22 protein-coding genes are annotated in these 24,404 nt (G+C 62.8%); 15 read left to right on the forward strand and 7 right to left on the reverse strand.

Annotated elements, in window-relative coordinates:
* The first annotated feature begins 50 nt into the window (after positions 1-50).
* Together QAZ47_RS23450 and QAZ47_RS23455 are read left to right on the forward strand one after the other, a co-directional pair.
* Positions 51-296, forward strand: a complete 246-nt coding sequence (locus tag QAZ47_RS23450; RefSeq protein ID WP_278230904.1) for a zinc-finger domain-containing protein — start codon at positions 51-53, stop codon at positions 294-296.
* A 28-nt stretch (positions 297-324) separates the two neighbouring features.
* Entirely contained in the window at positions 325-1,551 is a 1,227-nt protein-coding gene (locus tag QAZ47_RS23455) for an FAD-dependent monooxygenase (protein ID WP_278230905.1), read from the forward strand.
* 472 nt (positions 1,552-2,023) lie between these two features.
* Here the strand turns inward: QAZ47_RS23455 and QAZ47_RS23460 are convergent, their stop codons facing one another.
* The 4 genes from QAZ47_RS23460 to QAZ47_RS23475 all read right to left on the reverse strand — a co-directional run bounded on the left by QAZ47_RS23460 (position 2,024) and on the right by QAZ47_RS23475 (position 6,347).
* A complete protein-coding gene (locus QAZ47_RS23460; protein WP_278203157.1) occupies positions 2,024-2,827 on the reverse strand; it encodes an amino acid ABC transporter ATP-binding protein in 804 nt (267 codons plus the stop codon).
* 77 nt (positions 2,828-2,904) lie between these two features.
* The gene (locus QAZ47_RS23465) at positions 2,905-4,062 is read right to left on the reverse strand and encodes an amino acid ABC transporter permease (protein ID WP_278230906.1); all 1,158 of its coding nucleotides are present in this window, start codon (positions 4,060-4,062) and stop codon (positions 2,905-2,907) included.
* A 4-nt stretch (positions 4,063-4,066) separates the two neighbouring features.
* The gene (locus QAZ47_RS23470) at positions 4,067-5,254 is read right to left on the reverse strand and encodes an amino acid ABC transporter permease (protein ID WP_278203159.1); all 1,188 of its coding nucleotides are present in this window, start codon (positions 5,252-5,254) and stop codon (positions 4,067-4,069) included.
* A 64-nt stretch (positions 5,255-5,318) separates the two neighbouring features.
* On the reverse strand, positions 5,319-6,347 hold the full coding sequence (locus QAZ47_RS23475) for an amino acid ABC transporter substrate-binding protein (RefSeq protein WP_278203161.1): 1,029 nt from the start codon (positions 6,345-6,347) through the stop codon (positions 5,319-5,321).
* A gap of 558 nt (positions 6,348-6,905) precedes the next feature.
* Between QAZ47_RS23475 and QAZ47_RS23480 the strand changes: the two genes are divergently transcribed.
* A complete protein-coding gene (locus QAZ47_RS23480) occupies positions 6,906-8,075 on the forward strand; it encodes a cystathionine beta-lyase (protein WP_278230907.1) in 1,170 nt (389 codons plus the stop codon).
* 40 nt (positions 8,076-8,115) lie between these two features.
* Here QAZ47_RS23480 and QAZ47_RS23485 read toward each other — a convergent pair whose 3' ends face one another.
* A complete protein-coding gene (locus QAZ47_RS23485) occupies positions 8,116-8,271 on the reverse strand; it encodes a hypothetical protein (protein ID WP_278230908.1) in 156 nt (51 codons plus the stop codon).
* 20 nt (positions 8,272-8,291) lie between these two features.
* Here QAZ47_RS23485 and QAZ47_RS23490 point away from each other — a divergent pair, with 20 nt between their 5' ends.
* From QAZ47_RS23490 to QAZ47_RS23515, 6 genes are all read left to right on the forward strand, one after another.
* Positions 8,292-9,377, forward strand: coding sequence for an HPP family protein (locus QAZ47_RS23490; protein WP_278230909.1), 1,086 nt, complete (start codon positions 8,292-8,294; stop codon positions 9,375-9,377).
* An 88-nt stretch (positions 9,378-9,465) separates the two neighbouring features.
* The gene (locus QAZ47_RS23495) at positions 9,466-10,170 is read left to right on the forward strand and encodes an RNA polymerase sigma factor (protein WP_278230911.1); all 705 of its coding nucleotides are present in this window, start codon (positions 9,466-9,468) and stop codon (positions 10,168-10,170) included.
* A 286-nt stretch (positions 10,171-10,456) separates the two neighbouring features.
* Positions 10,457-11,479: an IS110 family transposase gene (locus tag QAZ47_RS23500; protein WP_278201928.1), complete on the forward strand. Its 1,023-nt coding sequence runs from the start codon at positions 10,457-10,459 to the stop codon at positions 11,477-11,479.
* Positions 11,480-11,909: 430 nt separating this feature from the next.
* Positions 11,910-12,434: a DUF4142 domain-containing protein gene (locus QAZ47_RS23505; RefSeq protein ID WP_278230912.1), complete on the forward strand. Its 525-nt coding sequence runs from the start codon at positions 11,910-11,912 to the stop codon at positions 12,432-12,434.
* A complete protein-coding gene (locus tag QAZ47_RS23510; protein ID WP_278203167.1) occupies positions 12,431-12,739 on the forward strand; it encodes a cupredoxin family copper-binding protein in 309 nt (102 codons plus the stop codon). Before QAZ47_RS23505 ends, QAZ47_RS23510 begins: the two co-directional genes overlap by 4 nt.
* 147 nt (positions 12,740-12,886) lie before the next feature.
* A complete protein-coding gene (locus QAZ47_RS23515) occupies positions 12,887-13,468 on the forward strand; it encodes a TetR/AcrR family transcriptional regulator (protein ID WP_278203168.1) in 582 nt (193 codons plus the stop codon).
* A gap of 227 nt (positions 13,469-13,695) precedes the next feature.
* Here QAZ47_RS23515 and QAZ47_RS23520 read toward each other — a convergent pair whose 3' ends face one another.
* Positions 13,696-14,622, reverse strand: coding sequence for an IS110 family transposase (locus tag QAZ47_RS23520; protein ID WP_278233774.1), 927 nt, complete (start codon positions 14,620-14,622; stop codon positions 13,696-13,698).
* Positions 14,623-15,071: 449 nt separating this feature from the next.
* On the opposite strand from QAZ47_RS23520, the gene QAZ47_RS23525 reads away from it, so the two are divergent.
* From QAZ47_RS23525 to QAZ47_RS23550, 6 genes are all read left to right on the forward strand, one after another.
* Positions 15,072-15,932, forward strand: a complete 861-nt coding sequence (locus QAZ47_RS23525) for a xanthine dehydrogenase family protein subunit M (RefSeq protein ID WP_278230913.1) — start codon at positions 15,072-15,074, stop codon at positions 15,930-15,932.
* Complete coding sequence (locus QAZ47_RS23530; protein ID WP_278203170.1) at positions 15,932-16,408, forward strand: (2Fe-2S)-binding protein; 477 nt, start codon at positions 15,932-15,934, stop codon at positions 16,406-16,408. The genes QAZ47_RS23525 and QAZ47_RS23530 overlap by 1 nt, the downstream gene beginning before the upstream one ends.
* A gap of 3 nt (positions 16,409-16,411) precedes the next feature.
* The gene (locus tag QAZ47_RS23535) at positions 16,412-18,676 is read left to right on the forward strand and encodes a xanthine dehydrogenase family protein molybdopterin-binding subunit (RefSeq protein WP_278230914.1); all 2,265 of its coding nucleotides are present in this window, start codon (positions 16,412-16,414) and stop codon (positions 18,674-18,676) included.
* Between the two features lie 60 nt (positions 18,677-18,736).
* Positions 18,737-18,982, forward strand: a complete 246-nt coding sequence (locus QAZ47_RS23540; protein WP_278230915.1) for a MoaD/ThiS family protein — start codon at positions 18,737-18,739, stop codon at positions 18,980-18,982.
* 493 nt (positions 18,983-19,475) lie between these two features.
* Positions 19,476-19,964, forward strand: a complete 489-nt coding sequence (locus QAZ47_RS23545) for a helix-turn-helix domain-containing protein (protein ID WP_278230916.1) — start codon at positions 19,476-19,478, stop codon at positions 19,962-19,964.
* A gap of 124 nt (positions 19,965-20,088) precedes the next feature.
* The gene (locus tag QAZ47_RS23550) at positions 20,089-20,757 is read left to right on the forward strand and encodes an Abi family protein (RefSeq protein ID WP_278230917.1); all 669 of its coding nucleotides are present in this window, start codon (positions 20,089-20,091) and stop codon (positions 20,755-20,757) included.
* Between the two features lie 55 nt (positions 20,758-20,812).
* On the opposite strand, the gene QAZ47_RS23555 is transcribed toward QAZ47_RS23550, so the two are convergent.
* The gene (locus QAZ47_RS23555; RefSeq protein ID WP_278230918.1) at positions 20,813-24,286 is read right to left on the reverse strand and encodes a DNA methyltransferase; all 3,474 of its coding nucleotides are present in this window, start codon (positions 24,284-24,286) and stop codon (positions 20,813-20,815) included.
* Positions 24,287-24,404: the final 118 nt, after the last annotated feature.

The raw sequence follows: 24,404 nt of genomic DNA on the forward strand, positions 1-24,404 counted from the left end.
TGGCAGGTTATGATCCAGATGCAAACGGGTTCGAACTGAAGGAGACGACGATGGCAGGCGGTTCCATTCCCCATTTCCAGAACGATGCGGGCCATCCGGTCATCGACATCGGCGTCAAGGAATTCATGTGCACCGGCGCCAACCCGCCTTTCGACCATCCGCATGTATTCCTCGACATGGGCGACGACGATGAGAAGGTCTGCCCCTACTGCTCGACGCTCTACCGCTATTCGCCGAAGCTGAAGGCGACGGAAACGGAGCCTGCCGGCTGCCTCTATATCGAACAGGCCGCCTGACTAGCAGATTGCGGATGATTGCCAGATCATGACTGAAGCGCGGTCCCGGCAGGTCGTCATCGCCGGGGCCGGCATAGCTGGCCTGACTGCGGCGCTCGCCTTTGCCGAGCGCGGTTGCGTCGTGACCGTGCTGGAACAGGCCAGGCAGCTCGAAGTGGTGGGCGCCGGGCTCCAGCTTTCCCCCAACGCGACCCGCATCCTGCGCCGGCTCGGCGTGCTCGACCGCTTGGCGGTGAATGCCATCAGGCCGGAAGCGGTGGTGCTGAAGGACGCCGCCACCTTGCGCGAGCTGGCGCGGGTGCCACTGGGCCAGGCTGGGGAGAACCGCTGGGGCGCGCCCTATCTGGTCGCGCATCGCGCCGATCTGCACACCGCGCTGACAACGCGGGTGGCCGAGCAGCCCGAAATCCAACTCGTCACCGGCGCGCGGGTGACGGACATCACTGTCGAGCCGCAAAACATCGCCGTCACAGCCGAAACGGATGGCGGAAAGATCGAGGCCGCCGGACACCTGCTGGTCGGCGCCGACGGCGTCTGGTCGACTGTTCGCAGGCAGCTTGCGGGCATCGATTCAGCTTTCGGGAAGAACCGCTTCTCAGGCGAGCTCGCCTGGCGCGCCACGGTGGCGGCGGACAGCGCCGCCGGCCACGCCTTCGCGGCGATCGGCGCGGGCGACTGCGTCACCACCTTCCTGCATCCGGGCTTCCATATGGTCGCCTATCCGGTGAGCAAGGGCAGCGCCGTCAACCTGGTCGCCTTCACCAAGGGCGAGCGCATCGCGGAAGGCTGGTCCGGCCATGCCGACCCCGCCATTCTTGCCGGCGCCATGCGCGGCACGTCGGCGGCCCTGGCGCGGCTTGCCGCGCTCGCCGGACCATGGACAGCGTTTCCGATCCACACCGTCGAGCAACGGCGTTGGACGATGCCGGAGGGCATCGCGCTGATCGGCGATGCCGCGCATGCCATGACGCCGTTCGCGGCGCAGGGCGCGGCGATGGGAATTGAGGACGCCTCGATGCTCGCCAACCTGATCGCAGCCAGCGATCCGAAGCAAAGCCTCACCATCTGGGAAAAGCTCAGGCGCCCGCGCATCGAAAAGGTGCTCGGGCGCGGCGCGCTCAACCGCCTCGCCTGGCACGCCTGGGGCCCGGTGGCCATCGCCCGCAACCTGGTGCTGGCAACGCGGCCGGCAGAGAAGCTCGCCGCGGATCTGGATTGGCTTTACGGGTGGGAGGAGAAGGTTGTGAGGCGGTAGGGGCTTTTAGTGGGTGGCCGACAAAATTGGATTGGCCGGCGGGACAGCACCCCCCTCTGTCCTGCCGGACATCTCCACCACTTGGGCTACGACATGCACACATTTCCAAGCGGCTGGTCTTTGGCGATAGCGTGCATGGCTTGGCGCATGACTGTCCAACGCAGCGCTGGTCGACCCCCACTCCGTCTCGGCTTCGCCGAGCCACCTCTCCCCCGATCGACGGGGTGGAGGAAAGGCGCCAGGCTTTTTGCCGTCGACGCTCGTCCAGCAACGCTCCCTTCCTTTCCCTCCGGAGGGGGGAAAGGTGGCGCTGCGAAGCAGCGACGGATTGGGGGAACCACGTGGCAATCAAGCCTCCAGCCCGATCAGTCACGCCGGTCACAGAAGATGTGTGCATCCCCTAGACCACTTGGGGGGAGATTGGCAGCTTCGGCGCCGCCGGCCGGGCTTCTCAAAATCGCTCTCCGATCGCTCAGTGCAGGATCTGCGACAGGAACAGTTTCGTGCGCTCATGACGCGGATGGTCGAAGAACTCGGCCGGGGTGTTCTGCTCGACGATCTGTCCCTGATCCATGAAGATGACGCGGTTGGCGACCTTGCGGGCAAAGCCCATCTCGTGGGTGACGCAAAGCATGGTCATGCCTTCCTCGGCGAGGCCAACCATCGTCTCCAGCACTTCCTTGATCATTTCGGGGTCGAGCGCCGAGGTCGGCTCGTCGAACAGCATGATGCGCGGGTTCATGCAGAGCGAGCGGGCGATCGCCACGCGCTGCTGCTGGCCGCCGGACAGCTGGCCGGGGTATTTGTTGGCCTGCTCCGGGATCTTGACGCGCTTCAGGAAATGCATGGCGATTTCCTCGGCCTGCTTCTTCGGCGTCTTGCGCACCCAGATCGGGGCCAGCGTGCAGTTCTCCAGGATGGTGAGGTGCGGGAACAGGTTGAAGTGCTGGAACACCATGCCGACCTCTCGGCGCACCTCGTCGATCTTCTTCAGATCGTTGGTGAGTTCCTTGCCGTCGACGATGATCTTGCCCTTCTGATGCTCTTCCAGCCGGTTGATGCAGCGGATCATGGTCGACTTGCCGGAGCCGGACGGACCGCAGATGACGATGCGCTCGCCGCGCATCACCTTGAGGTTGATGTCCTTCAGCACATGGAACTCGCCATACCATTTGTGCATCCCGATGATGTCGATGGCGACATCGGTGGTCGAGATATGCATCTTCTTGGCATCGACCTTGATTTCTTCGGCGCTGACGGCGTTTTCGGTGGCCATGGCCAATTCCCCTTTTATCGTTCGATTTGATGCATGTCGTTGTCCCAAAACCGCTACGGGCTTTTGGGCGACATGCATCAGCGTTTGTAGCCGGTGTCGAGCCGGCGTTCGGTGTACATTGAATAGCGCGACATGCCGAAGCAGAACAGCCAGAACACGAAGGCGGCGAAGATCAGGCCGGACCTGGCGGTCTGAGGCGTCGCCCAGTTGGCGTCGGACAGGTTCTGCTTGACCACGCCCAACAGGTCGAAGATCGAGATGATGAGGACCAGGCTGGTGTCCTTGAACATGCCGATGAAGGTGTTGACGATGGCGGGGATGACCAGTTTGAGCGCCTGCGGCAGCACGATCAGGCCCATCTTCTGCCAATAGCCGAGGCCGAGCGAATCGGCGCCCTCATACTGCCCCTTCGGGATCGCCTGCAGGCCGCCGCGCACCACCTCCGCCATGTAGGCGGCGGCAAACAGCGACACGCCGATCAGCGCCCTCAGGTATTTGTCGAAGGTGACGCCAGCCGGCAGGAACAGCGGCAGCATGACGCTGGCGAAGAACAGCACGGTGATCAGCGGTATGCCGCGCACCGTCTCGATGAAGATCACGCACAGCATCTTGACGATCGGCATCTTGGAGCGCCGGCCAAGCGCCAGCACGGTACCGAGTGGCAGCGACACGGCGATGCCGACGAAGGAGAGGCTCAGAGTGATCAGCAGACCGCCCCAGCGCGCCGTCTCGACATACGGCAATCCGAAGACGCCTCCGACCAGCAGGAAGAAGGCGATGATCGGCAGCACCAGGAAGAGCAGGATGGCGTTCAGCCCCTTGCGCGGCACGCGCGGGATCAGCATCGGCACCAGCAGCGCCACGAACAGGATGGCGACGAGGATCGGCCGCCAGCGCTCCTCGATCGGATAGGTGCCGAACATGAACTGGCCGAACTTGGCGTTGACGAAGGCCCAGCAGGCGCCGGTCCAGCCGTCGGGCTGGACGCCGCCCTGCGAGACGGTGGCGCAGACGCTGCGATTAGGCCCGGTCCACTGGGCGTTGATGAAGGCCCAGTTGATGACCTGCGGCAGGATCCAGGCCACTATGGCAATGCCGAGGACAGTAAGGATCGTGTCGCCCACAGACGCGATCAGGTTCTTGCGCACCCATGCGTAGAGACCGCGCTCACTGGGTGGCGCCGGCTGGGCAAGAGCCATCTCGGTGCGCACCCAGGACATATCGTGTTCCTGCATGGCTCTACCTTTCCACCAGCGCCATTCTGGCGTTGACCACGTTCATCACCGCGGAGGTGACGAGGCTCAGCACCAGATAGGCGATCATCATGATGAAAACGCCCTCGACCGCCTGCCCCGTCTGGTTGAGGACCGTGCCGGCCGTGGCGGTGAGATCGGGATAGCCGATGGCGATCGCCAGCGAGGAGTTCTTGGTCAGGTTCAGATACTGGCTGGTCATCGGCGGGATGACGATGCGCATCGCCTGCGGCACCACGACCAGGCGCAGGATCGGCCCCGAGCGCAGGCCAAGCGCTGCGGCGGCTTCGGTCTGGCCCTTGTTGACGCCCCTGATGCCGGCGCGCACGATCTCGGCGATGAAGGCGGCCGTGTAGAAGGAGAGCGCCAGCAAGAGCGACAGGAATTCCGGTTTGACCTGGAAGCCGCCGGTCAGGTTGAAGGTCGACTGTTTCGGAAAATCGAAGCTGAGCGGCATTCCGCCAAGCAGGAAGGCGAGCACAGGCAGGCCGACAATCAGGGCGACGGATGTCCAGAACACCGGGAACTGCTGCCCGGTCGCCATCTGTCGCTGATGCGCCCGACGGGCGACGAACCAGGCCATGGCGAACGCCACGAGGAGCGCGACCAGAATCAGCCAGGAGCCGTCGCCCCATATGGCGCGCGGGAAATAGAAGCCGCGCTGATTGAGGAAGGAGCCGAAAGGCAGATGGATGCTTTCGCGCGGCGGCGGCAGCACGGCCAGCACGCCGGAGTACCAGAAGAAGATGACCAGCAGCGGCGGGATGTTGCGGAAGATCTCGACATAGACCGTGCAGATCTTGCGGATCAGCCAGTTATGCGACAGCCGGCCGATGCCGATGATGAAGCCGACGATGGTGGCGATGACGATGCCAGCCAAGGCGACGATGATCGTGTTGAGCAGGCCGACGAGGATGGCGCGGAAATAGGTCGAGTCCGAGTTGTAGGCGATCGGCGTGTCGGAGATATCGAAGCCTGCCCTGCCCTTGAGGAAGCCAAAGCCGGACGCGATATGCAGACGCTGCAGATTGTCGATGACGTTATGGACGATCCACCAGATCGAGCCGAACACAAGGACGATGACCAGCGTCTGGAAGAAGAGGCTGCGTATTTTCGGGTCATTGATCAAGGAGCCGCTGCTCGGCCCCTCGCGAAGGATTTCCTGCGATGCCATGCGACAATCCCCTGAAAAGAGAAACCCGGGAGGCAGACGACCTGCCCCCCGGATCACATTTCGATCAGCGGATCGGCGGAGCGTATTGCAGGCCGCCCTTGGTCCACAGCGCATTGATGCCGCGCGCGATCTTGAGCGGGCTGCCGGAGCCGACATTGCGGTCGAACATCTCGCCGTAGTTGCCCACGGCCTTGACGATATTGACGACCCAATCGTTGGAGACGCCGAGATCAGTGCCGATCTTGGTGTCGGCCTCCTGGCCGAGGATGCGCTTGATCTCGGGATTGTCCGAGTTCTTCATCTCGTCGACATTGGCCTTGGTGATGCCGTACTCCTCGGCGTTGATCAGCGCAAAGAGCGTCCACTTGACGATGTGGTACCACTGATCGTCGCCCTGGCGCACGGCCGGTCCGAGCGGCTCCTTGGAGATGATCTCGGGCAGCACGACATGGTCGGCCGGCGCACCCAGCGTCAGGCGGATGCCGTAGAGGCCCGACTGGTCGGTGGTGTAGACGTCGCAGCGCCCGGCATCATAGGCGGCGTTGACTTCTTCCAGCTTCTCGAACACGACGGGGTTGTACTCCATCTTGTTCGACTTGAAGTAGTCGGCAAGGTTGAGCTCGGTCGTGGTGCCGCTCTGCACGCAGACGGCGGCGCCCGAAAGCTGCAGCGCCGAGTTCACGCCCGGCAGCTTCTTGGCGTTGATCATGAAGCCCTGGCCGTCATAATAGGTGACGCCGACGAAGTTCAGGCCGAGCGCGGTGTCGCGATTGATCGTCCAGGTGGTGTTGCGCGACAGGACGTCGACCTCGCCCGACTGCAGTGCAGTGAAGCGTTCCTTGGCGCTGAGCGGGGTGAACTTGACCTTGGTGCCATCGCCGAACACGGCGGCCGCAACGGCGCGGCAGAAGTCGGCGTCGATGCCCTGCCATTCCCCCTTGTCGTCCGGCGCGGAGAAGCCGGCGAGGCCGGTCGAGACGCCGCACTGGATGAAGCCCTTCTGCTTCACGGTATCCAGCGTGCCGGCCGAAGCTGCCGATGCCGTGAACCCGAGCGCGGCGGCGCCAAGAATGCCGATTGCAATGTGTTTCATGACCCTCAGACCCTTTTCTGCTTTACAGGCGCCCCTGCTTCCCAGGCAGCCCTGATCTTTTTTCATATGTGAATGCAGCTCCCACTTCGACCCACTCCCGGGCCCGCATCGTTGCGATGCACTGCCTCCCATTCACGAAACGCATCGAAGGCGATTATTCCTGTGAGGTCAAGGGAAATGACCGAATTGCGACACGTTTGAAAACCGATTGCCGCGAATGCCCGAATTGCAGCCAAAAGCGCCCGCGAACTGGTCAAGAGCTGCAAACGAAACCGGCAAATCTGGCCACATGGAAATTTCCCACGTTACGTGAATTCCAGCCGGTTACTACTGTCGCCCCGAAAGGAAGGACTGGCATGATTCACGGCTGGAGGGTGGCAGGCCGGGACGCCTTCGGCAAAGGGCGCACGCGAAGCGCGCGACGGGCGCAAAACGATCAGCCGGCGATCTTCATTTGGCCCATCCAAACACCGTCGCTTGGCGGGTGCCGAGCAGTTGCGCCGCCAGTTCCGCCGCTCTATGGCTGGCCTCCTGACACACTACGACAGGCGACGAACCATGGCGACAGACGACAGCAAGATCGGAATCAATACGCGGCTTGCCCATTCCGGCAACAATCCGCGCGACTATTTCGGCTTCGTCAATCCGCCGGTCGTGCATGCCTCGACGGTGCTCTACCCCGACGCCGCCGCGATGGCCTCGCGCAGCCAGAAATACACCTATGGCACGCGCGGCACACCGACCATGGATGCCCTCACGCTCGCCGTCGACGCGCTCGAAGGGTCGGCCGGCACGATCGCGGTGCCGTCAGGTCTCGCGGCGGTGACTGTCCCCCTGCTCACCTTCGTCTCTGCCGGCGACCATCTGCTGATCGTCGATTCGGTCTATCACCCGACGCGGAATTTCGCCGACACGATGCTGAAGCGCCTCGGCGTCGAGGTCGAATATTACGATCCGCGCATCGGCGCCGGCATCGCCCGGCTGATCAAGCCCAACACGACCGTTGTATTCACCGAATCGCCGGGATCGAACACCTACGAGGTGCAAGACATTCCGGCGATCGCCAAGGCGGCGCACGCCGCCGGCGCGATCGTCATGATGGACAATACCTGGGCGACGCCGCTCTATTTCAAGCCGCTCGATCATGGCGTCGACATCTCCATCCATGCGGCGACCAAATATCCGGCCGGCCATTCGGATGTGCTGCTCGGCACGGTGTCGGCCAACGAGGCCTGCTGGAAGAAGCTCTATGAAGGCTTCTGCACGCTGGGCTGCTGCTCCGGCCCGGACGATGTCTACCAGGTGCTGCGCGGCCTGCGCACCATGGGGGTGAGGCTCGAGCATCACCAGAAGAGCGCGCTCGATATCGCGCGCTGGCTGCAAGAGCAGCCGGGCGTGGCAGAGGTGCTGCATCCGGCGCTGCCGAGCCACCCCGACCACGCGCTCTGGAAGCGCGACTTCTGCGGTTCGAGCGGTATCTTCTCGATCGTACTCGAGGGCGGTGGGCAAAAACAGCAGCACGCCTTCCTCGACGCATTGAAGATCTTCGGCCTCGGCTATTCCTGGGGCGGCTATGAAAGCCTTGCCGTGCCGGTCTTCCTCGGCGACCGCACCATCGCCAAGGGCTCCTATGCCGGCCCGCTGATCCGCCTGCAGATCGGGCTGGAAGATGTCGAGGACCTCAAGGCCGACATCCAGCGCGGGCTCAAAGCCGCGGCCGAAGCCTGAGTAACGGGCGGGCGCTCATCAATTGAGTCCGCAAACGCCCTCAACGCCTTGGCGCGATTGAGAAAGCGGAGGCCGCGTGCGGCATGCCGAACGCGCCTCGCCGCGCAATAATATTTTCCTCGGTCGCGAATTCGCGGATTGGTTTGGCTTCCAAATCCGTGGCTTCGGCGGCATTGCGGGCGACCGCGAAAAGCACCACTCTTCCCAGGACCTGCCATGGCGTTCCGCCTCTTCGTTCCGATCCTTGCCGGCGCGACGCTTCGCGAACGGCTCACCGCCTGCATCGGCGCCACCATCGGCATCGCGTTGACCGGTGTGATCAGCGGGCTCGCCATGGGCAGCGGCCCGCATGTGGCGATGCTGGTGGCGCCGATGGGCGCTTCGGCCGTGCTGTTGTTTGCCGTGCCGTCGAGCCCGCTGGCGCAGCCTTGGTCGATCATCGGCGGCAACACGATCTCGGCGCTGGTCGGCGTGACCGTGGCGCATTTCGTGCACAACCCGGTGATCGCCTCTGGCCTCGCCGTGGCGCTCGCCATTGCCGCCATGTCGTTCACGCGATCGCTGCATCCGCCGGGCGGCGCCGCGGCGCTGACCGGCGTGCTCGGCGGGCCGGCCGTAGCCGCCGCCGGCTTCCTGTTTCCCTTCGTGCCGGTGGCGCTGAACTCCGTCATCCTGGTGACGCTGGGTTTCCTGTTCCACAAGCTGTCGCGGCGCAACTATCCGCATGTGCACGTGCTAGCGGCCAACAGCCACGGCACCGCCGACCGGCCGCCGGCGGAGCGCGTCGGCTTCCGGCCCGAGGATGTCGATGCCGCGCTTGCGGCGCTCGACGAGACCTTCGACATCGACCGCGACGACATCGAAAGGCTGCTGCGCCAGGTCGAATTGCAGGCGATGGTGCGTTCGCACCGCACGCTGCTTTGCAAAGACATCATGTCCCGCGACGTGATCTCGGTGCCGGAGAGCGCCGCCGCCGACGAGGCGCGCAAGCAACTTCTCGACCACAACATCCGCACCTTGCCGGTGGTCGACGCCGAGGCGAAGCTCGTCGGCGCCGTCGGCCTGCGCGAGCTGACGAGAGCGACCGACACGGTGAAGGGCGTGATGTCGAAGGCCGGCACCGCCTCGCCCGACACGCCGGCGATGAGCCTGCTGCCGGTGCTGACGGACGGGCACAGCCATGCGGTGGTGATCGTCGATGCCGGGCGCCATATTCTCGGCCTGATCACGCAGACCGACCTGCTGGCCGCCGCCGCGCGCGTGCAGGCTGCAGACAGGCCGCCGCTGAAAGCTGTAGCATAGCGCCTGCCGGGTCCGGAAACCCGGGAACCTTTTGCCGGCAGCCGCGTCCAATTGTCGGATGCAACGCCTGTCGGGAGATCGGGGCGCGATGAGAAAGTCCGCACTGCCGGCCGCCGCGATTTCGGCGGCGGACGCTATCGCCAGCGATATGGCGCTGGTGCGCCGGGCGCTTGCGCGCGAGGCGGGAGCCTTCCGCGCAATCATCAAGACGCACAACCAGCGGCTCTACCGCATCGCACGCGGCGTGGTGCGCAACGACGCCGAGGCCGAGGACATCGTGCAGGAAGCCTATATGCGCGCCTTCGCCGGCCTCGATACGTTTCGCGGCGATGCCTCGCTCTCCACCTGGCTGTCGCGAATCGTCATCAACGAGGCGCTCGGCCGGTTGCGCAAGCGAAAGCATGTCGTGGTGATGCCTGAAAACCCGGAGGCGCAGATCATCCGGTTTCCCCTGAATCAGGGTGGTTTGAACCCAAGTGATGATCCGGAGCGGACGATGGCGCAGCGACAGATCCTCGGGCTCGTCGAACGGGCGACAGACAGCCTTCCCGATGTCTATCGCAGCGTCTTCGTCGCCCGCGTCATCGAGGGGCTGAGCATCGAGGAGACGGCGGAGGTGCTGGGCATCCGGCCGGAGACGGTGAAGACCAGGCTGCACCGGGCGCGTAGCCTGGTGCGCAAGGCGCTGGACGACGAGATCGGCCCGGTGCTGCTCGACGCCTTCCCGTTCGCCGGCCGGCGCTGCGACAGGCTGACGGCAGCGGTGATGAAGAGGCTGGGGTTCGGCGATTGAGTTCGTCATCCTCGGGCGTAGCGGGAGCGAAGCGGACGCGCAGACCCGAGGATCCATGCCGTTACGTCGACCGGGGATGCGACGGCCGAGAATTGAGGCCGGGCCTGATCGCCGATAGTATAATTCTGCGCCGCTGCAGCGCTCAGGCGTCACTGTATGGATTCTGGGGTCTGCGCTGCGTCGCTTCGCTCCTTGCTCCGCCCCAGAATGATGGGTGGACGGCCCCTTGCGGCATCGAATGTGCCAAACTGGTCGTGTTGGAACCCAGCGGAGGAGACCGTCCGTCATGCAAGCTATCAGATTTGGAATCGATTTGGCCAAGAACGTGTTTCAGGTGCACGGCGTGGATGCAGCCGGGCAGGTGGTGGTGCAGCGCCAGCTGCGGCGCGCGCAGGTGGAGAAGTTCTTCGCCGCGCAGCCGCCGGCGCTGATCGGCATGGAGGCGTGCGGCTCGGCCCATCATTGGGCCCGCACGCTGAGCGCGCTCGGCCACGAGGTCAAGCTGATGCCGCCGGCCTATGTGAAGCCCTATGTTGCGCGCAACAAGAACGATGCCCGCGATGCGCAAGGCTGTTGCGAGGCGGTGAGCCGGCCCGACATGCGCTTCGTGCCGATCAAGACGGTCGAACAGCAATGGGCCCGAGCGCTGCATCGCACACGTGACCTTCTGGTGCGCCAGCGCACGCAACTGGCCAACGCCATGCGTGGGCAGCTCTATGAGATGGGTCTGATAGGTGCCAAGGGGGCCGCAGGCATCGAGGCCCTGCTGCAGCGCATCGAGGCAGCCGATGAAGCCATTCCCGCGGCGCTGTTGATCTGTCTGGCGCCTCTGGCCGGGCAATGGCGGGCGCTGGATGGCGAGATCGGCAAGCTGGACAAGCAGATCCTGGCTCAGGTCAGGCAGCAGCGAGCGGCCTTGCGGCTGACGACGATCCCGAGCGTCGGCCCGATCATCGCGCATGCAGCCGTCGCCACCATCGGCGATGGCCGCCAGTTCGCTTCGGCCAGGGACTTCGCCGCCTGGCTGGGCCTGACCCGCAAGAGCCATGACACCGGCGGCAAGCACAGCTTGACGGGCCATATCAGCCGCGCCGGCGACAGGGACCTGCGAAGGCTGCTCATTCTGGGCGCCAGTTCCTGGTTGCGCCAGGTCAGGGCCAAACCCGACAAGGGCTCACCCTGGGTTCGCGGCCTGCTGGCCAGGCGGCCGGTCAAGGTCGCCGTCGTCGCCCAGGCGGCCAAGACCGCCCGCATCATCTGGGCAATGCTGCAATCGGGACAGGAATACAGGGCGCCGACTGCGGCATAAACGCAAATCGAGGCCCTCAACAAGCGTAAGGAGCAAAAAGCAGCACGGCAAAATGGTCAGGACCTGGGTCGAGACACTCCGCCTTCGTCATCGCGATACAAAGCGCGCTAGAATGATTGGAACTCGATCCGCGTAACCCTTGCGGGCCAGCGGTCTTCGAAATCGACCGCACTAAAGGCCGAATACATGACCGCTCCAGACCTGCGCCGTCGTTGCCATTTTGCCTCTTGCCCAAAAGGGGCCGTCCATACATGACGAAGTGAGGGGCGTTTCGGCCGACCTCCAGCGTGTGTCGTTAAAGAGCCGCCCGACATCGTTTCGTTTCGAGACGTCCCGCGCTTTTCCCGGGAACGTTTCGCCCCTCTCCGCATCCAATCTCCGTCAACCCCAGATGAAGCCCGCTGCCGATGTGCCGGGCGAAGGAGATGCCATGTTTATCCGACCGACCGCAGCCCTCGCCGCCTTCCTCCTCGTAAGCGCCGCGCCTTATGCGCAGGCCGCTGAGAAGCCGACCGATCCGCAGATCGCGCATATCGCCTACACGGCCGGCACGATCGACATCGAGGCCGCAAAACAGGCGATCAAGAAGTCGAAGACGAAGGAAGTCGTCGACTTCGCCAAGGACATGGAGCGCGACCATGAGGCGGTGAACAAACAGGCGCTCGATCTGGTGAAGAAGCTGAAGGTCACACCGCAAGACAACGCCACCAGCCAGGCGCTGGTGAAGGCGGCGAAAGAGGAGCGCGCGAAGCTCGCCAAGCTCAAGGGCGCGGCCTTCGACAAGGCCTATATCGAGAACGAGGTTGCCTATCACAAGCAGGTCGACAGCGCGCTCGAAACACTGCTCATCCCCTCGGCCAGCAATGCCGAGCTGAAGAGCCTGCTCGAAACCGGGCTCAAGATCTTCCAAGGGCATGAGCAGCATGCCGAACATGTCGCCGGCGCGCTGAAATGAAAACGAGTTTTCTGCCACTCTCGGTCGCGCTGGCGCTCGTCGCTTCGCCGGCGCTCGCCGCCACCATCGAGGTGACGATCGACAAGCTGGTCTTCTCGCCGGCGAGCGTTAAGGCCAAGGTGGGCGACACGATCGAGTGGACGAACAAGGACGTGATCGCCCACACCGCGACGGTGACGGGCGATTGGGACGTGATGATCCCGCCGAAGTCGAAGGGGAAGGTCACGCTCAAGCAGCCGCGAGCGGTCGACTATTTCTGCCGCTTCCACCCCAACATGAAGGGTCATGTCGAGGTCTCGCCTTGATCCGCCGCCCGGTCCAACGCGAGCGCGGCGCGCCGCGCCTCGCTTGGCCGGGCGACATGCATCCATGAACCGTCGCAAGCAGGCTGGCGGCCGCAAAGGGATCAGCTTTCTCTTGTTTGTATATTCACTGGTCGGTATACTTCGCGGATGAGCGAAAAGGCCAATCCGACCAGAAAGCGCCTCGTCGACGCGGCGGCGAAACTCTTCTATGCCGAAGGCATCGGCCGCGTCAGCGTCGACGCCGTGGCGGAAAAGGCGGGGTTGACCAAGCGCACGCTCTACTACCATTTCAAGAGCAAGGACGAGCTGATCACGGCCTATCTCGACAGCCGCGACCAGCCGAACCTCAAGCAGATGGCCGGCTGGTTCGAGGCCGCGGAAGGCGGCGCGGACAAGAAGGTCACGGCGATCTTCACCCACCTGGCGCGTGTGGCGCGGCACGTCAAATGGAAGGGCTGCGGCTTCTTGCGCACGGCCGCCGAGCTCGCCGCGATGCCCGGCCACCCGGCGGTGAAGGCCGGCTCCCGCCACAAGAGCAATTTCGAGAGATGGCTGGCGGGCGAGCTTTCGAGCCATGGCGTGCGCGAGCCGAAGATGCTGGCGCGCGAGATCGTGCTTCTGATGGACGGCGCCTTTTCCAGCATGCTGATCCACCACGATCCCGACTATATCACGGCCGCCGGTCACGCCGCCGCGACGCTGGTGCGGGCGCGTATGCAAGCGGCCTAGATCCCGGCTTCGAACCGGGCGGCGAAGCGCAGCCGTCGTGCAGCTGCATGGCTGCGTCGGGCTTGGCCGGCTCGGTGCGAGCCCCCAACCTCGTCCCAGGGCGAAGCAGGAGCGAAGCTCCGTCGCGGAGACCCTGGGATCCATGCCGTTACCTTGATCGAAGGGGGCAAGCGGAGCAGAATTCTGCATCGCTGCAGCGCTCTGAAGTCACGGCATGGCAACTGTGTTCATGCGAATGCGGTTTTGTCGCGCATGATAGCGTTGAGGACGACCAAGAGCTTCCTTGCGACGGCGATGATGGCGAGTTTCTTGGAGCCTGATCGGGCGGCAAGTGCGCTGTAGAAGGACTTGAACCGGTCGCAGGTTCGGATGGCCGTGAGGGCTGCCATATAGAGGGCGCGGCGCACGCGTGATCGCCCGCCCTGGATCTGGCTCCTGCGGTTGAGCTTGCCACTCTTGTTGTCGAACGGGGCAAGGCCGGCGAGTGCGGCGATCGCCTTGGGTGAACGCTGGCCGAGCTCGGGCAGGTGCGCCAGGAGCGAGAGCGCGCCGACCTTGGAGACACCCGGCACGGAGATCATCAGCGTGTAATCGCGGGCGGTGTCCTCGGTTTGACGAATAACGTTGGCGATCCGGCTCTCGAGCGCATGGATGCGTGTGTCGAAGGCGGCAATCGTTTCTTCAAGGTCGGCAATGACAATCTCGTCGAAGGCCTCAGCGAGGTGCTTCTTCAGCGTTGCCCGCATCTCGACCAGATGGTCGCGGTAGCGGGCAAGCGATTGAAGCTGCTCGTTTTGTTCACACGGCGCCGGCTCGGCCGCCGGCTGATAGCGACGGCCATAGTCGCTCAGCATCCTGGCGTCGAGACGATCGGTCTTGGCGCGCCGTCTCGTCGACTTGGCATAGTGGTGGGTATGGGCCGGGTTGTGCCGCGAGAACGGCACGCCGGCCTTGGCCAGCGCGTGGCGCAGCAGCCGGTCATGCACGCCTGTCGCCTCCATGACGACGAAGTCTTGGCCGGGACGAAGGCCTGCCACATAGGCAGCGATCGCATCGGCCTGGTTGTCGATGCGCCGAAAACGGCCGCTTGCCTCGTCAAAAAAGTCTAGCCACTGCTTGGAGATGTCGCAGCCGACATAGTTCTGCACTATCATGTCCACGCCTCTTCCTGTGGTGCGGGGTCTGCTTGGAACAGCCCCGTGCAACTGTTCAGGTTGATGGTTCACCGGTGGGAAGGGACCGGGCCATGCCGCGGCCTGTCCGAAAGGACGACCAGGATCCACTCGGCCTCCTTCCCACTTCAACCATACACCGGAACCAACACACAGGATCCTCGGGTCTACGCGGTACGCTTCGCTTCCCCCTCCGCCCGAGGATGACGACGGGATAGGCATTTCGGCCAATCGCCAAGGCATGCGCTCTGCCAATGCAGGCAGCGGTCTAAATGTCTATGCTAAGGAACACCCAGCGCGCTGGACCAAAATCCGGGGCAAGGCTTAGGGCCAACCCGCCTGACTTCGATGGTGCAATGCAGGAAGCGGATGGTCATTATAAGGAGAGCCTTTATAACGGTCGATCTGATCATGACCACCAAGGGGAGACGATGCGCTACATACGTCCGCAATCAATGGAAGATGCCGTGGGCCTTTTGGCCGGCGCGGCCGGCCCGGCCGCAATCCTTGCCGGAGGCAGCGACCTGCTGGTCAGGATGAAGGGCGGCTTTGTCGAGCCCGAGCTGATCGTCGACATCAAGGCGATCGCCGGCTTGAGCGACATTACCGAAACGGCCGACGGTTTCAGGATCGGCGCAGCGGTGCCCTGCGCGGTGCTGGGCGAGAACTCGGCGCTGAAGAAGGCATGGCCCGGCGTCGTCGAAGCCGCCAAGCTGATCGGCTCGAAGCAGGTGCAGGGACGCTGCACCATCGTCGGCAATCTGTGCAATGCCTCGCCCGCCGCCGACAGCGTGCCGGCGCTGGTGGCTGCCGGCGCCAAAGCCGTGGTGGCCGGGCCTTCGGGCAAGCGCACCATTGCCGTCGAGAGTGTGCCGACCGGGCCTGGCCGCACCTCGCTCGCCAAGGGCGAGATCATCGAGGCGATCCTGCTCGACAAGCGCGCGCCGCATTCCGGCGACGCCTATCAGCGCTTCATTCCGCGCACCGAGATGGACATCGCGGTGGTGAGCGCCGGCGTGAACCTGACCATCGATGAGCAAGGCATCATCAAATCGGCCCGCGTGGCGCTGGGCGCCGCCGCACCCACGGTGCTGCTGGTCGAGGAGGCCGCGGAAGTCCTCATCGGCAGGAGGCCGGACGAGGCGACGCTGGAGCGGCTCGCCAAGGTGTGCTCGGGCGCCTGTCGTCCCATCGACGACAAGCGCGGCACCATCGAATTCAGACGGAAAGTCGCGGGCGTGCTGGCCAAACGGGTCGCAGAGCTCGCCTACAAGCGTGCAGGAGGCAAGTGATGGCCGGTGTAGCGGTTTCAACGACAATCAACGGCGATCACGTCGAGTATCTCTGCCAGCCCGACGAGACGCTGCTCGAAGTGCTGCGCGACCGGCTGGGGCTGACCGGCGCCAAGGAAGGCTGCGGCACCGGCGACTGCGGCGCCTGCAGCGTCATCGTCGACGACCGGCTGGTGTGCTCGTGCCTGGTGCTCGGCGCGGAAGCCGAAGGCAGGCAGATCGAGACCATCGAGGGCATGGCGCATGGCGACCAGCTGCATCCGCTGCAGCAGAAATTCCTGGAGCATGCGGCCTTGCAATGCGGCATTTGCACGCCAGGTTTCCTGATCGCGGCGAAGGACCTTTTGGCGAAAAACCCCTCCCCGACCGAGGAGGAAATCCGCTTCGGGCTGGCCGGCAATCTCTGCCGCTGCACCGGCTATGACAAGATCGTGCGCGCCGTCCAGGACGCGGCAAACGTGATGAAGGGAGCGTAAGCCATGAATTTCGATCCGCGCTTTTCAAGCCGAAAATTCGCTTCCGTCGGCACCCGCCCGATCCGCCCCGACGGCGTCGACAAGGTGACGGGACGCGCCCGCTACGGCGCCGACTTCAACATGGCCGGGCAGCTTGTCGGCCGGATCTTACGCAGCCCGCACGCCCATGCGGTGATCAGGAAGATCGACACCTCGAAGGCGGAAAAGCTCGCCGGCGTGAAGGCGGTGATCACGGCGAAAGACCTGCCGGATCTCACCGACGGCGATGCCGCCATGTACGACATCCTCGACAACTGCATGGCGCGCACCAAGGCGCTCTATGACGGCCATGCCGTGGCCGCGGTCGCCGCGATCGACGCCCGCACCGCCAGGCAGGCGCTGAAGCTGATCGAGGTCGACTACGAGGTGCTGCCGCATGTGACCGATGTCGACGAGGCGATGAAGCACCACGCGCCGCTGATCAACGACGCCATCTTCACCGAGGGGCTGGAGGAAAAGCCGGTCAAGCCCTCCAACGTCTGCAAGCGCACGCAATACGGCCATGGCGACGTCCATCAGGGCTTCGCCCAGTCCGATTTCGTCGTCGAACGCTCCTTCAAGACCGAGCAGACGCACCAGGGCTATATCGAGCCGCATGCCTGCGTGGCGAGCGTCAACCCGGACGGCACGGCGGACCTGTGGGTCTGCACGCAAGGCCATTTCGTCTACCGCCAGCACTGCGCCCAGCTGCTCGGGCTGGAGGCCTCGAAGCTGCGCGTCACCTCCTCCGAGATCGGCGGCGGCTTCGGCGGCAAGACCCATGTCTGGGCCGAGCCGGTGGCGCTCGCGCTGTCGCGCAAGGCCGGCCGGCCGGTGAAGCTGGTGATGACCCGCGACGAGGTGTTCCGCGCCTCGGGCCCGACCAGCGCGACCTCGATCGACGTCAGAATAGGCGCCAAGAAGGACGGCACCATCACCGCCGCCGAAGCGACGCTGCGCTATAGCTGCGGCCCCTATGCCGGCATGTGGGCCGAGATCGGCGCCATGACGGCCTTCGCCTGCTACAAGCTCGAGAACGTCAAGACCGTCGGCTACGAGGTGCTGGTCAACCGGCCGAAGACGGCGGCCTATCGCGCGCCTTCGGCGCCGATGGCGGCGTTCGCGGTGGAAAGCGCGGTCGACGAGCTCGCCAAGGAGATCGGCATGGATCCGGTCGAGTTCCGCATCAAGAACGCGGCACAGGAAGGCACCCGCGCCTCCTACGGCCCGGTCTACGGCCCGATCGGCATCGGCCCGACGCTGGAGGCGGTGAAGGAGCATCCGCATATGCGCGCGCCGCTGAAAGCAAACCAGGGGCGCGGCATGGCCTGCGGCTTCTGGTTCAATTTCGGCGGCCAGACCTGCACCGACTTGAACATCGGCATGGACGGCTCGGTCTCTTTAGCCGTCGGCACGGTGGACGTGGGCGGTTCCCGCGCCTCGCTGTCGCTGGTGGCGGCGGAGGAGCTCGGCATCGACTACAGCCACGTGAAGGCGATCGTCGCCGACACGTCTTCCCTCGGCTACAACGACATGACCGACGGCAGCCGCGGCACCTTCTCCTCCTCGATGGCGACCATCTCGGCCGCCCGCAACGCGATCAAGGTGCTGCGCGAGCGCGCGGCGCAGATGTGGGACATCTCGGTCGACGACGTCGCCTGGGAACAGGGCCACGCCGTCGCCAAGGGCGAGAAGCACGGCAATCTCGGCAAACTGTCGCTGAAGGAGATCGCGGCGCAGTCCGGCAAGACCGGCGGGCCGATCGCCGGCCATAGCGAGCTCGTCGCCGACGGCGCGGGCGTGTCCTTCGCCACCCATATCTGCGACGTCGAGGTCGACCCCGAGACTGGCTCGACCAGGGTGATCCGCTACACGGTGGTGCAGGACGCCGGCAAGGCGGTGCACCCGACCTATGTCGAGGGCCAGTACCAGGGGGGTGCTGCGCAAGGCATCGGCTGGGCGCTCAACGAGGAATATATCTACGGCAAGGACGGGCGGCTGCAGAACCCGGGCTTTCTCGACTACCGCATCCCGGTCTGCTCCGACCTGCCGATGATCGACACGCAGATCCTGGAAATCCCCAACCCCAACCACCCCTACGGGGTGCGCGGCGTCGGCGAGACCTCGATCGTGCCGCCGCTGGCGGCGATCGCCAACGCGGTGTCGAACGCGGTCGGCGTGCGCATGAGCCACATCCCGATGTCGCCGCCGCGGATTCTGGCGGCGCTCGAGGCGGAGCGGGAGGGCTGATGCTGAAAAGCGCGAAGCGGTTTTCGGCTCACGTCAGGGTCCAATGAGGGTCTGGCGCTAATGGTCGAAGTCACGCTCTGGGGATCGCTTGGCGCGCTCGCCGGAGGCCAGAGCAAGGTCGAGGTCGAGGCCAAGGATATCAGGGAGCTGTTCCGGAAACTTTCGGAACAGTATCCCGGCCTTGAACCGCTGATCGATCGCGGGATAGCGGTTTCGATCGACGGCACGATCTATCGGGATACGTGGTCGAAGGAACTGCCGCAGGGGGCGGAGATTTTTCTGCTGCCGCGGTTGGCGGGGGGATAGGAGGGACTGCGGCCTCATCCAAGAGGTGGCTGTCATTGCGACAATGCAATTTCGGGGTAGAATCAGGCCCTTCTGAGATGTCTGCTCCTGCTCCGTAGCCAACGGTTTTCACGGCTAATGAATGAATGGCTGCCCTGTGCCGCATGTAGGTACCGCGGCGTAGTTTGAGCTGACTTGTAGCTGCCCTTCGGCGTAAGCGCTGGAATTGAGGTCCATCAGGTGCTAAAAGGCTCAAAACTGCAGAAAAAGTGACAAAAATGCTGGCGGGGTGGGCGAGGCCAATACCCCACGGTAGGCCACCATCCTGACCGAGGTCGGGCACAGAACATAACCGCCAAACAACATTCATATCTCAACCGAATTGCCGGATAGCCGAAATACGCATAGGTACCTCGGATAGAATATTACCCTACCACTGCGCGCCACCCCCATTGCACAAAGGCGCATGACGCTCTTATGTCTCGCTTCAGTTCAACATTTTGCGAGATCGATTATGAGCACTGCAGAGAGTACCATCGTACCTTTCCCTACCAAGGCAGCCGATGCCGCACCGAGCAACTTCGAGAGGATCTGGGGCAAGAAGGTCAAGGCCCATGGCTATGCTGCTATCCCGACCATCCTCATCCGGTCACAGCATAGACTCGGCATCAACAGCACGCAGTTCTGCCTGTTGATGCATCTGCTTGACCTGTACTGGTCGCGGGATCGTCCCCCCTTCCCTACTAAGCAGCAGTTGGCCGACCGCATCGGCGTGAAGATGTCGAGCATCAAGCCCAACATGAAGGCGTTGGAGAAGGCGGGCCTTATCCACCGGGAGCAGCACAAGACATCGGCAGGGGACTGGGGCGCCAATACCTACCATCTCGACGGGCTCATCGCGAAGATCCAGGCTATGGAACCGGAGTTCGCGGAGGAGAAGAAGAAGCGGGTGGCCGAGAGGAAGCGGGTCGAGACACCCAAGGGCAAGCGCCCGAAAGAATAAGGGGTAGGCCATGGCCTACCCCCAGAAAAGTGTTACCCCGGCCGCATGCCTAGGGCAGAGACGGTACCGGGGCTTACCAGCGCAATATATGGCAGGGTGGGGGAGAAATCAACCCCATGGTGACATGGATACCAAGGACTATACATACATAGGCATTGAGGACACCCTCTCTGCAGACAGGTTCGGCACCTATCTAGGGTGGGCTGGGGGCGACCGCAACAGGGCGGTCGAGCTTTATACCCTCAATGCGGTCCTCTCCGAGAGCCTCTACATTCCCTTGCATATGCTCGAAGTGGCCCTGCGCAACCGCATTCACCAGACCATGAGCAAGGTCCATGGTGAGGCATGGTTCGACATGCCCGAGCACCAACTCAACGCCGTGCAGATCGACATGCTTGAAAAGGCACGCATCGACCTTAGGGAAAAGGGCAAGGACGAGACCCCGGGCCGAATCGTCGCCTCCCTTACCTTTGGCTACTGGACCGCTCTGCTAGGTAAGGAATACGAGAACCTGTGGCAGATCACCCTGAAGGACATCGCCAGACGCGAGGACGGTAAAGGTCTCCGTCGTAAGGACATTACCAAGTCGCTCGGCGCTATCCGGACATTGCGCAACCGTTTGGCCCACCACGAGACCGTTCTGCATTGGGACCTGCCGAAGCACTACGGCAACATTATCCAGCTGATCACTTGGCTGTCGCCGGTCGCGGCCGAGTGGTGCATAAGTTGCAGCCGCTTCGATGCGCTCTATCCCAAAGAAGGTATTCCGCTGATCTTGGTAAAGGCGGGATGACAAGGCAGTACAAAGAACGCATGTTGTCCCGAATGTCACCGTCGCTGCGTAGCGCCTATGCCGCCCGAAAGAAGCTTCTTCCGGCGTCGTAGCTCTCCGCTTGGCCGAGCCGAACCAAGGACTGAAGCACGTCTCGCACTTCAGTGATGGTCCGTTCTGGCGATGAGAACGTCGCAGCGATTTCCTCCGCCGAAATAGGTGCCTTCGCGTGACCAATGATGTTTAGCACGACCTGAGCCTGCTCCAGTCGTGTCGCAGGGAACGCTGCCTTTCTGCTCTTTGCTTTGGTGGAGAAGATAGCTTGTACGCGGTCACCACGGTGTGCCAGCGGGCCGATCTTTTCGATCTGATATTCGGGGCGCAGCCATTTGATAAAACCACGGCGCTCTTCAGCGGCCCGGACTTCGTTTAGATAAACAAGGCGCTCGAGGATTTGCTCGACGTCGATATCCGCCTGCCATCCATAGGATTTCAGAACGGCGGCATCGAGCCGGTCATGAAGCTCCCGTAGTATCAGCACACGGCCACGGCTTCGAATGTCCTGCTCCTTACCGGACAGTCGACTACCTGCAACGACGGCTTCGAGAACGTTGTAGAGTGCGGTGGCCGTTAAGTCGGAGTGCTCTGCAAGAACTTGTTTGCGTGTCTGATCCAGTTCTTCAGCGATGGCACCTATTTCGGACTGAGCCAACGCCGTTGCTTCGGGAAACGGGAAAGGATCGAAGCACCGCGACTTCGAATATCTCGGATCGTTGCCAACGCCTTGCCGACCTCCAGTGCGCAACGCCCAAGCTACATGCACTTTTGAGGACAGCACACCGAGATGATAAGGATTGTCTGAGGCAATCGCGACCAGCATGTTGTCCGGAAGTATCCCAGCGTCCATGAACTGGAAGATGCGATGCTTCATAGTCTCGACGGTGGCGATGTAGCGGGGCATGCCTTCCAAAGCCGGTCGCAGTTCAGTTCGCGGCTTTCCAAATACCCACCAGTTGTCCAGATAGTCCTGAGCGTCCTTGGTAGGAGATTTTGCGAAGGTGTTCACCCGCTGCTTCCAGACTGTCTCAAGAAGGTGCTGGTAGACTTCGGGAAACTCGCGTCGAACTTCATGAGCGGTGGTGCCAAACAGGTCGATGACCATCGCTCCGCGCGAACGCGACGTCAAATCCCTACCATTCCTATACTCGCGTATGTGGCGCTCAAGACCCGGCCTCTTTCCAAGGCCAAGTTCAAAGGCCTTCTCCCGACTAACGATGAAACCGTCTCCATGCAGTTTCACTCCTGGCGAGCAAATGGCGTCATTGGCCACCAGCGCCTTCGCCTTGGTCACATCTACGCCGATCGTGAGATCAGGATTGATCCTGCCGTCACGTTCGACGAACTCGATCGTCGGCTCGTCCGTATCTAGGCTCTCCTCTCGTACAACGATGCGCACTGCACCATCCCGCTCGCCGGCTTCAGCTACGGTTATCGCGATCCTGACAGCAGCAGCATCCTTCGATGCTTTGGTCCAAGGATGATCTGGAATGGCGAGAACGAGCGAAACTGGCGAAGCACCCGATAGATGCCGCTCGATGACTCGTCGCTGAAACACCTGCGTTATGGAGTTCGTCGTAACGAAGCCGAAGCGACGGAGCCGGGTTCCTTTTCTCACAAGCAACTCAGCGGCGCGGTCCCACCAGTACATCACGAAATCGGCTGCGGGATTCATCTGCGGGTTGGCAGCCCGTAGGGCTTCGGCGTAACCACTCCCGAGTCGTCCGCGAATATCCTTTCCGCCGATAAACGGGGGATTTCCGACGATGAAGTCGGCCTCCGGCCAGTCCGCGCTGATTGCGTTCGGATAGACGTAGACCTCATTGCCTTGACCGTCAGCCACAGGCCTGCCTGCCCCGTCGCGTTTCAGTTGCGGATGCGGATAGCCCGACCAAGTCAGCAGAGCATCTTTCGCTTGCACATGGTCGCTGCTCCCCAGGACCGGCTCTGGGGGCACGGTGGAACGAGTCCGCATGTGCCATTGGATGTATCCTATCCATAGAACTAGCTCAGAGATCTCCACGGCTCGCTTGTTCAGTTCCATGCCGAAGAACTGTTCCGGCTTCACTGAGATATTCTCGACCCGAGCGACTGCGTCATTGCCTCCGATATCCTGCAATTGCTTCAATGCTTCGCCTTCCAACTGCTTCATCCGGCGCAAGGCAACATAGAGGAAATTCCCGGTACCACATGCCGGGTCGAGCACCCTTACCGACGCGAGACGACGCAGGAAATCTTCGATCTCGCGAATGGCAGTTGCCTTCGAGCCGTCGCGGATTTCTCGCGCGGCAGCCGATTGATGACCGATCCAGTCTTTGGTCAGGGGTTCGATGATGGTCGCATCGACAACCCTCTCGACATAGGCGCGCGGCGTATAATGAGCTCCAAGACGCCTTCGTTCGTCAGGGTCCAGCGCCTGCTCGAACAGAGTGCCAAAGATAGCGGGCTCCAGATCACGCCAATCTGCATCCGACGCGTCGCGGAGGAGGCGTATTTCCTCCTGCGTCAGCGGAAGGGATGTGGCGTTCTTGAACAGCTTACCGTTGAACCGAAGCAGCCTCTCGCCGATCCCCGGGGAATAGTCTCCGCGATCCATGTGAAGCCAGAGGTCGTTAATTTCGAACGTGAACCGCGAAGGATCATCGAGGCACTTTGTCAGAAGTTCCGTGAAGCCCTTTTTTCGAAGGAGACCGACGTCCTCGACGAACATAGTAAAGAGGCACCGCATGAGAAAAACCGCAACGCTGCGAGCCTCAAAACCTCGCCGCTCAAGGGCCTTGGAGATTTCAGCGAGCCGCCCAGCAATCTCGCGAGTGACTTTCGCCGTCTTCTGTGCAGGGTCCAGGGATTGAGGCTGCTCCCATACGGCGCGGAGAAGCTCCCGCGTCTCAGGGTTTGCCAGTTGACCAAGTTCAATCCGAAACTGTCGAGCATCGGGAAACTGCGCATAGTGGCGCCCGTGACCAGAAAAATCGGCGTAGAGCTCGATAGCGCGTCCGACATCACATGCGATGACAAAAGGGGGATATGGATGGTCGGCAGGTAGCGATGCGGCATACCGCTCCGCCTGCCGGCGAGCCTGAACCATGACGTGATCGAGACCTGACACCGCCGTGTCTGTATGATCGTTTTGTGTCGGGGCAAATAGGTCGGCCTGCCCGTCCGGCACGGCTTTCTTGCCGCCACGGAGACGGCTTTGCTTTGCTTCGAGAATGAAGCAGCCTCGTTTGTAGAGGTCTATGCGGCCGGCTTCTGTTGTTCCGTCCGGGCGCTTTCGCTCGACACGTCGTTCGAATACATAGTCGTTGAAGTCATGTGCAGCCAACGCTGGATCGGGCCTTTTTACCCCAATCACATCACAAAGCTCTGCCAAGAAAAGGGAATAGTTGGCGCGCTCTTGACCTCCATCAAGATTGGACCACCGCCCGATGAAATCGGCTGCCGGTAATTCTCTATTAATGTTTTGCCCCTGTCCCACGCGATATACTGACATCGCGTAGTTACCAAAAATATAATAGAGCTCAACAGCGAGTTACCGGGAATGTAGGCGAGCTACATTGCTCACATGTTGCAGTCTTAGCAATCAATATGAAAGTCTCACCGAGACCGAG

This window comes from Mesorhizobium sp. WSM4904, assembly GCF_029674545.1.
Lineage (GTDB): Bacteria > Pseudomonadota > Alphaproteobacteria > Rhizobiales > Rhizobiaceae > Mesorhizobium.

Excerpts from the sequence above, each read along its gene's own strand:
- QAZ47_RS23535 (WP_278230914.1), top strand. The coding sequence starts at position 16,412 with ATGAATTTCGATCCGCGCTTTTCAAGCCGAAAATTCGCTTCCGTCGGC.
- QAZ47_RS23490 (WP_278230909.1), top strand. The coding sequence starts at position 8,292 with ATGGCGTTCCGCCTCTTCGTTCCGATCCTTGCCGGCGCGACGCTTCGC.
- QAZ47_RS23550 (WP_278230917.1), top strand. The coding sequence starts at position 20,089 with ATGGATACCAAGGACTATACATACATAGGCATTGAGGACACCCTCTCT.
- QAZ47_RS23525 (WP_278230913.1), top strand. The coding sequence starts at position 15,072 with ATGCGCTACATACGTCCGCAATCAATGGAAGATGCCGTGGGCCTTTTG.
- QAZ47_RS23510 (WP_278203167.1), top strand. The coding sequence starts at position 12,431 with ATGAAAACGAGTTTTCTGCCACTCTCGGTCGCGCTGGCGCTCGTCGCT.
- QAZ47_RS23540 (WP_278230915.1), top strand. The coding sequence starts at position 18,737 with ATGGTCGAAGTCACGCTCTGGGGATCGCTTGGCGCGCTCGCCGGAGGC.
- QAZ47_RS23545 (WP_278230916.1), top strand. The coding sequence starts at position 19,476 with ATGAGCACTGCAGAGAGTACCATCGTACCTTTCCCTACCAAGGCAGCC.
- QAZ47_RS23475 (WP_278203161.1), bottom strand. The coding sequence starts at position 6,347 with ATGAAACACATTGCAATCGGCATTCTTGGCGCCGCCGCGCTCGGGTTC.
- QAZ47_RS23500 (WP_278201928.1), top strand. The coding sequence starts at position 10,457 with ATGCAAGCTATCAGATTTGGAATCGATTTGGCCAAGAACGTGTTTCAG.
- QAZ47_RS23505 (WP_278230912.1), top strand. The coding sequence starts at position 11,910 with ATGTTTATCCGACCGACCGCAGCCCTCGCCGCCTTCCTCCTCGTAAGC.
- QAZ47_RS23465 (WP_278230906.1), bottom strand. The coding sequence starts at position 4,062 with ATGCAGGAACACGATATGTCCTGGGTGCGCACCGAGATGGCTCTTGCC.
- QAZ47_RS23515 (WP_278203168.1), top strand. The coding sequence starts at position 12,887 with ATGAGCGAAAAGGCCAATCCGACCAGAAAGCGCCTCGTCGACGCGGCG.
- QAZ47_RS23450 (WP_278230904.1), top strand. The coding sequence starts at position 51 with ATGGCAGGCGGTTCCATTCCCCATTTCCAGAACGATGCGGGCCATCCG.
- QAZ47_RS23480 (WP_278230907.1), top strand. The coding sequence starts at position 6,906 with ATGGCGACAGACGACAGCAAGATCGGAATCAATACGCGGCTTGCCCAT.
- QAZ47_RS23555 (WP_278230918.1), bottom strand. The coding sequence starts at position 24,286 with ATGTCAGTATATCGCGTGGGACAGGGGCAAAACATTAATAGAGAATTA.
- QAZ47_RS23455 (WP_278230905.1), top strand. The coding sequence starts at position 325 with ATGACTGAAGCGCGGTCCCGGCAGGTCGTCATCGCCGGGGCCGGCATA.
- QAZ47_RS23530 (WP_278203170.1), top strand. The coding sequence starts at position 15,932 with ATGGCCGGTGTAGCGGTTTCAACGACAATCAACGGCGATCACGTCGAG.
- QAZ47_RS23520 (WP_278233774.1), bottom strand. The coding sequence starts at position 14,622 with ATGATAGTGCAGAACTATGTCGGCTGCGACATCTCCAAGCAGTGGCTA.
- QAZ47_RS23470 (WP_278203159.1), bottom strand. The coding sequence starts at position 5,254 with ATGGCATCGCAGGAAATCCTTCGCGAGGGGCCGAGCAGCGGCTCCTTG.
- QAZ47_RS23495 (WP_278230911.1), top strand. The coding sequence starts at position 9,466 with ATGAGAAAGTCCGCACTGCCGGCCGCCGCGATTTCGGCGGCGGACGCT.
- QAZ47_RS23460 (WP_278203157.1), bottom strand. The coding sequence starts at position 2,827 with ATGGCCACCGAAAACGCCGTCAGCGCCGAAGAAATCAAGGTCGATGCC.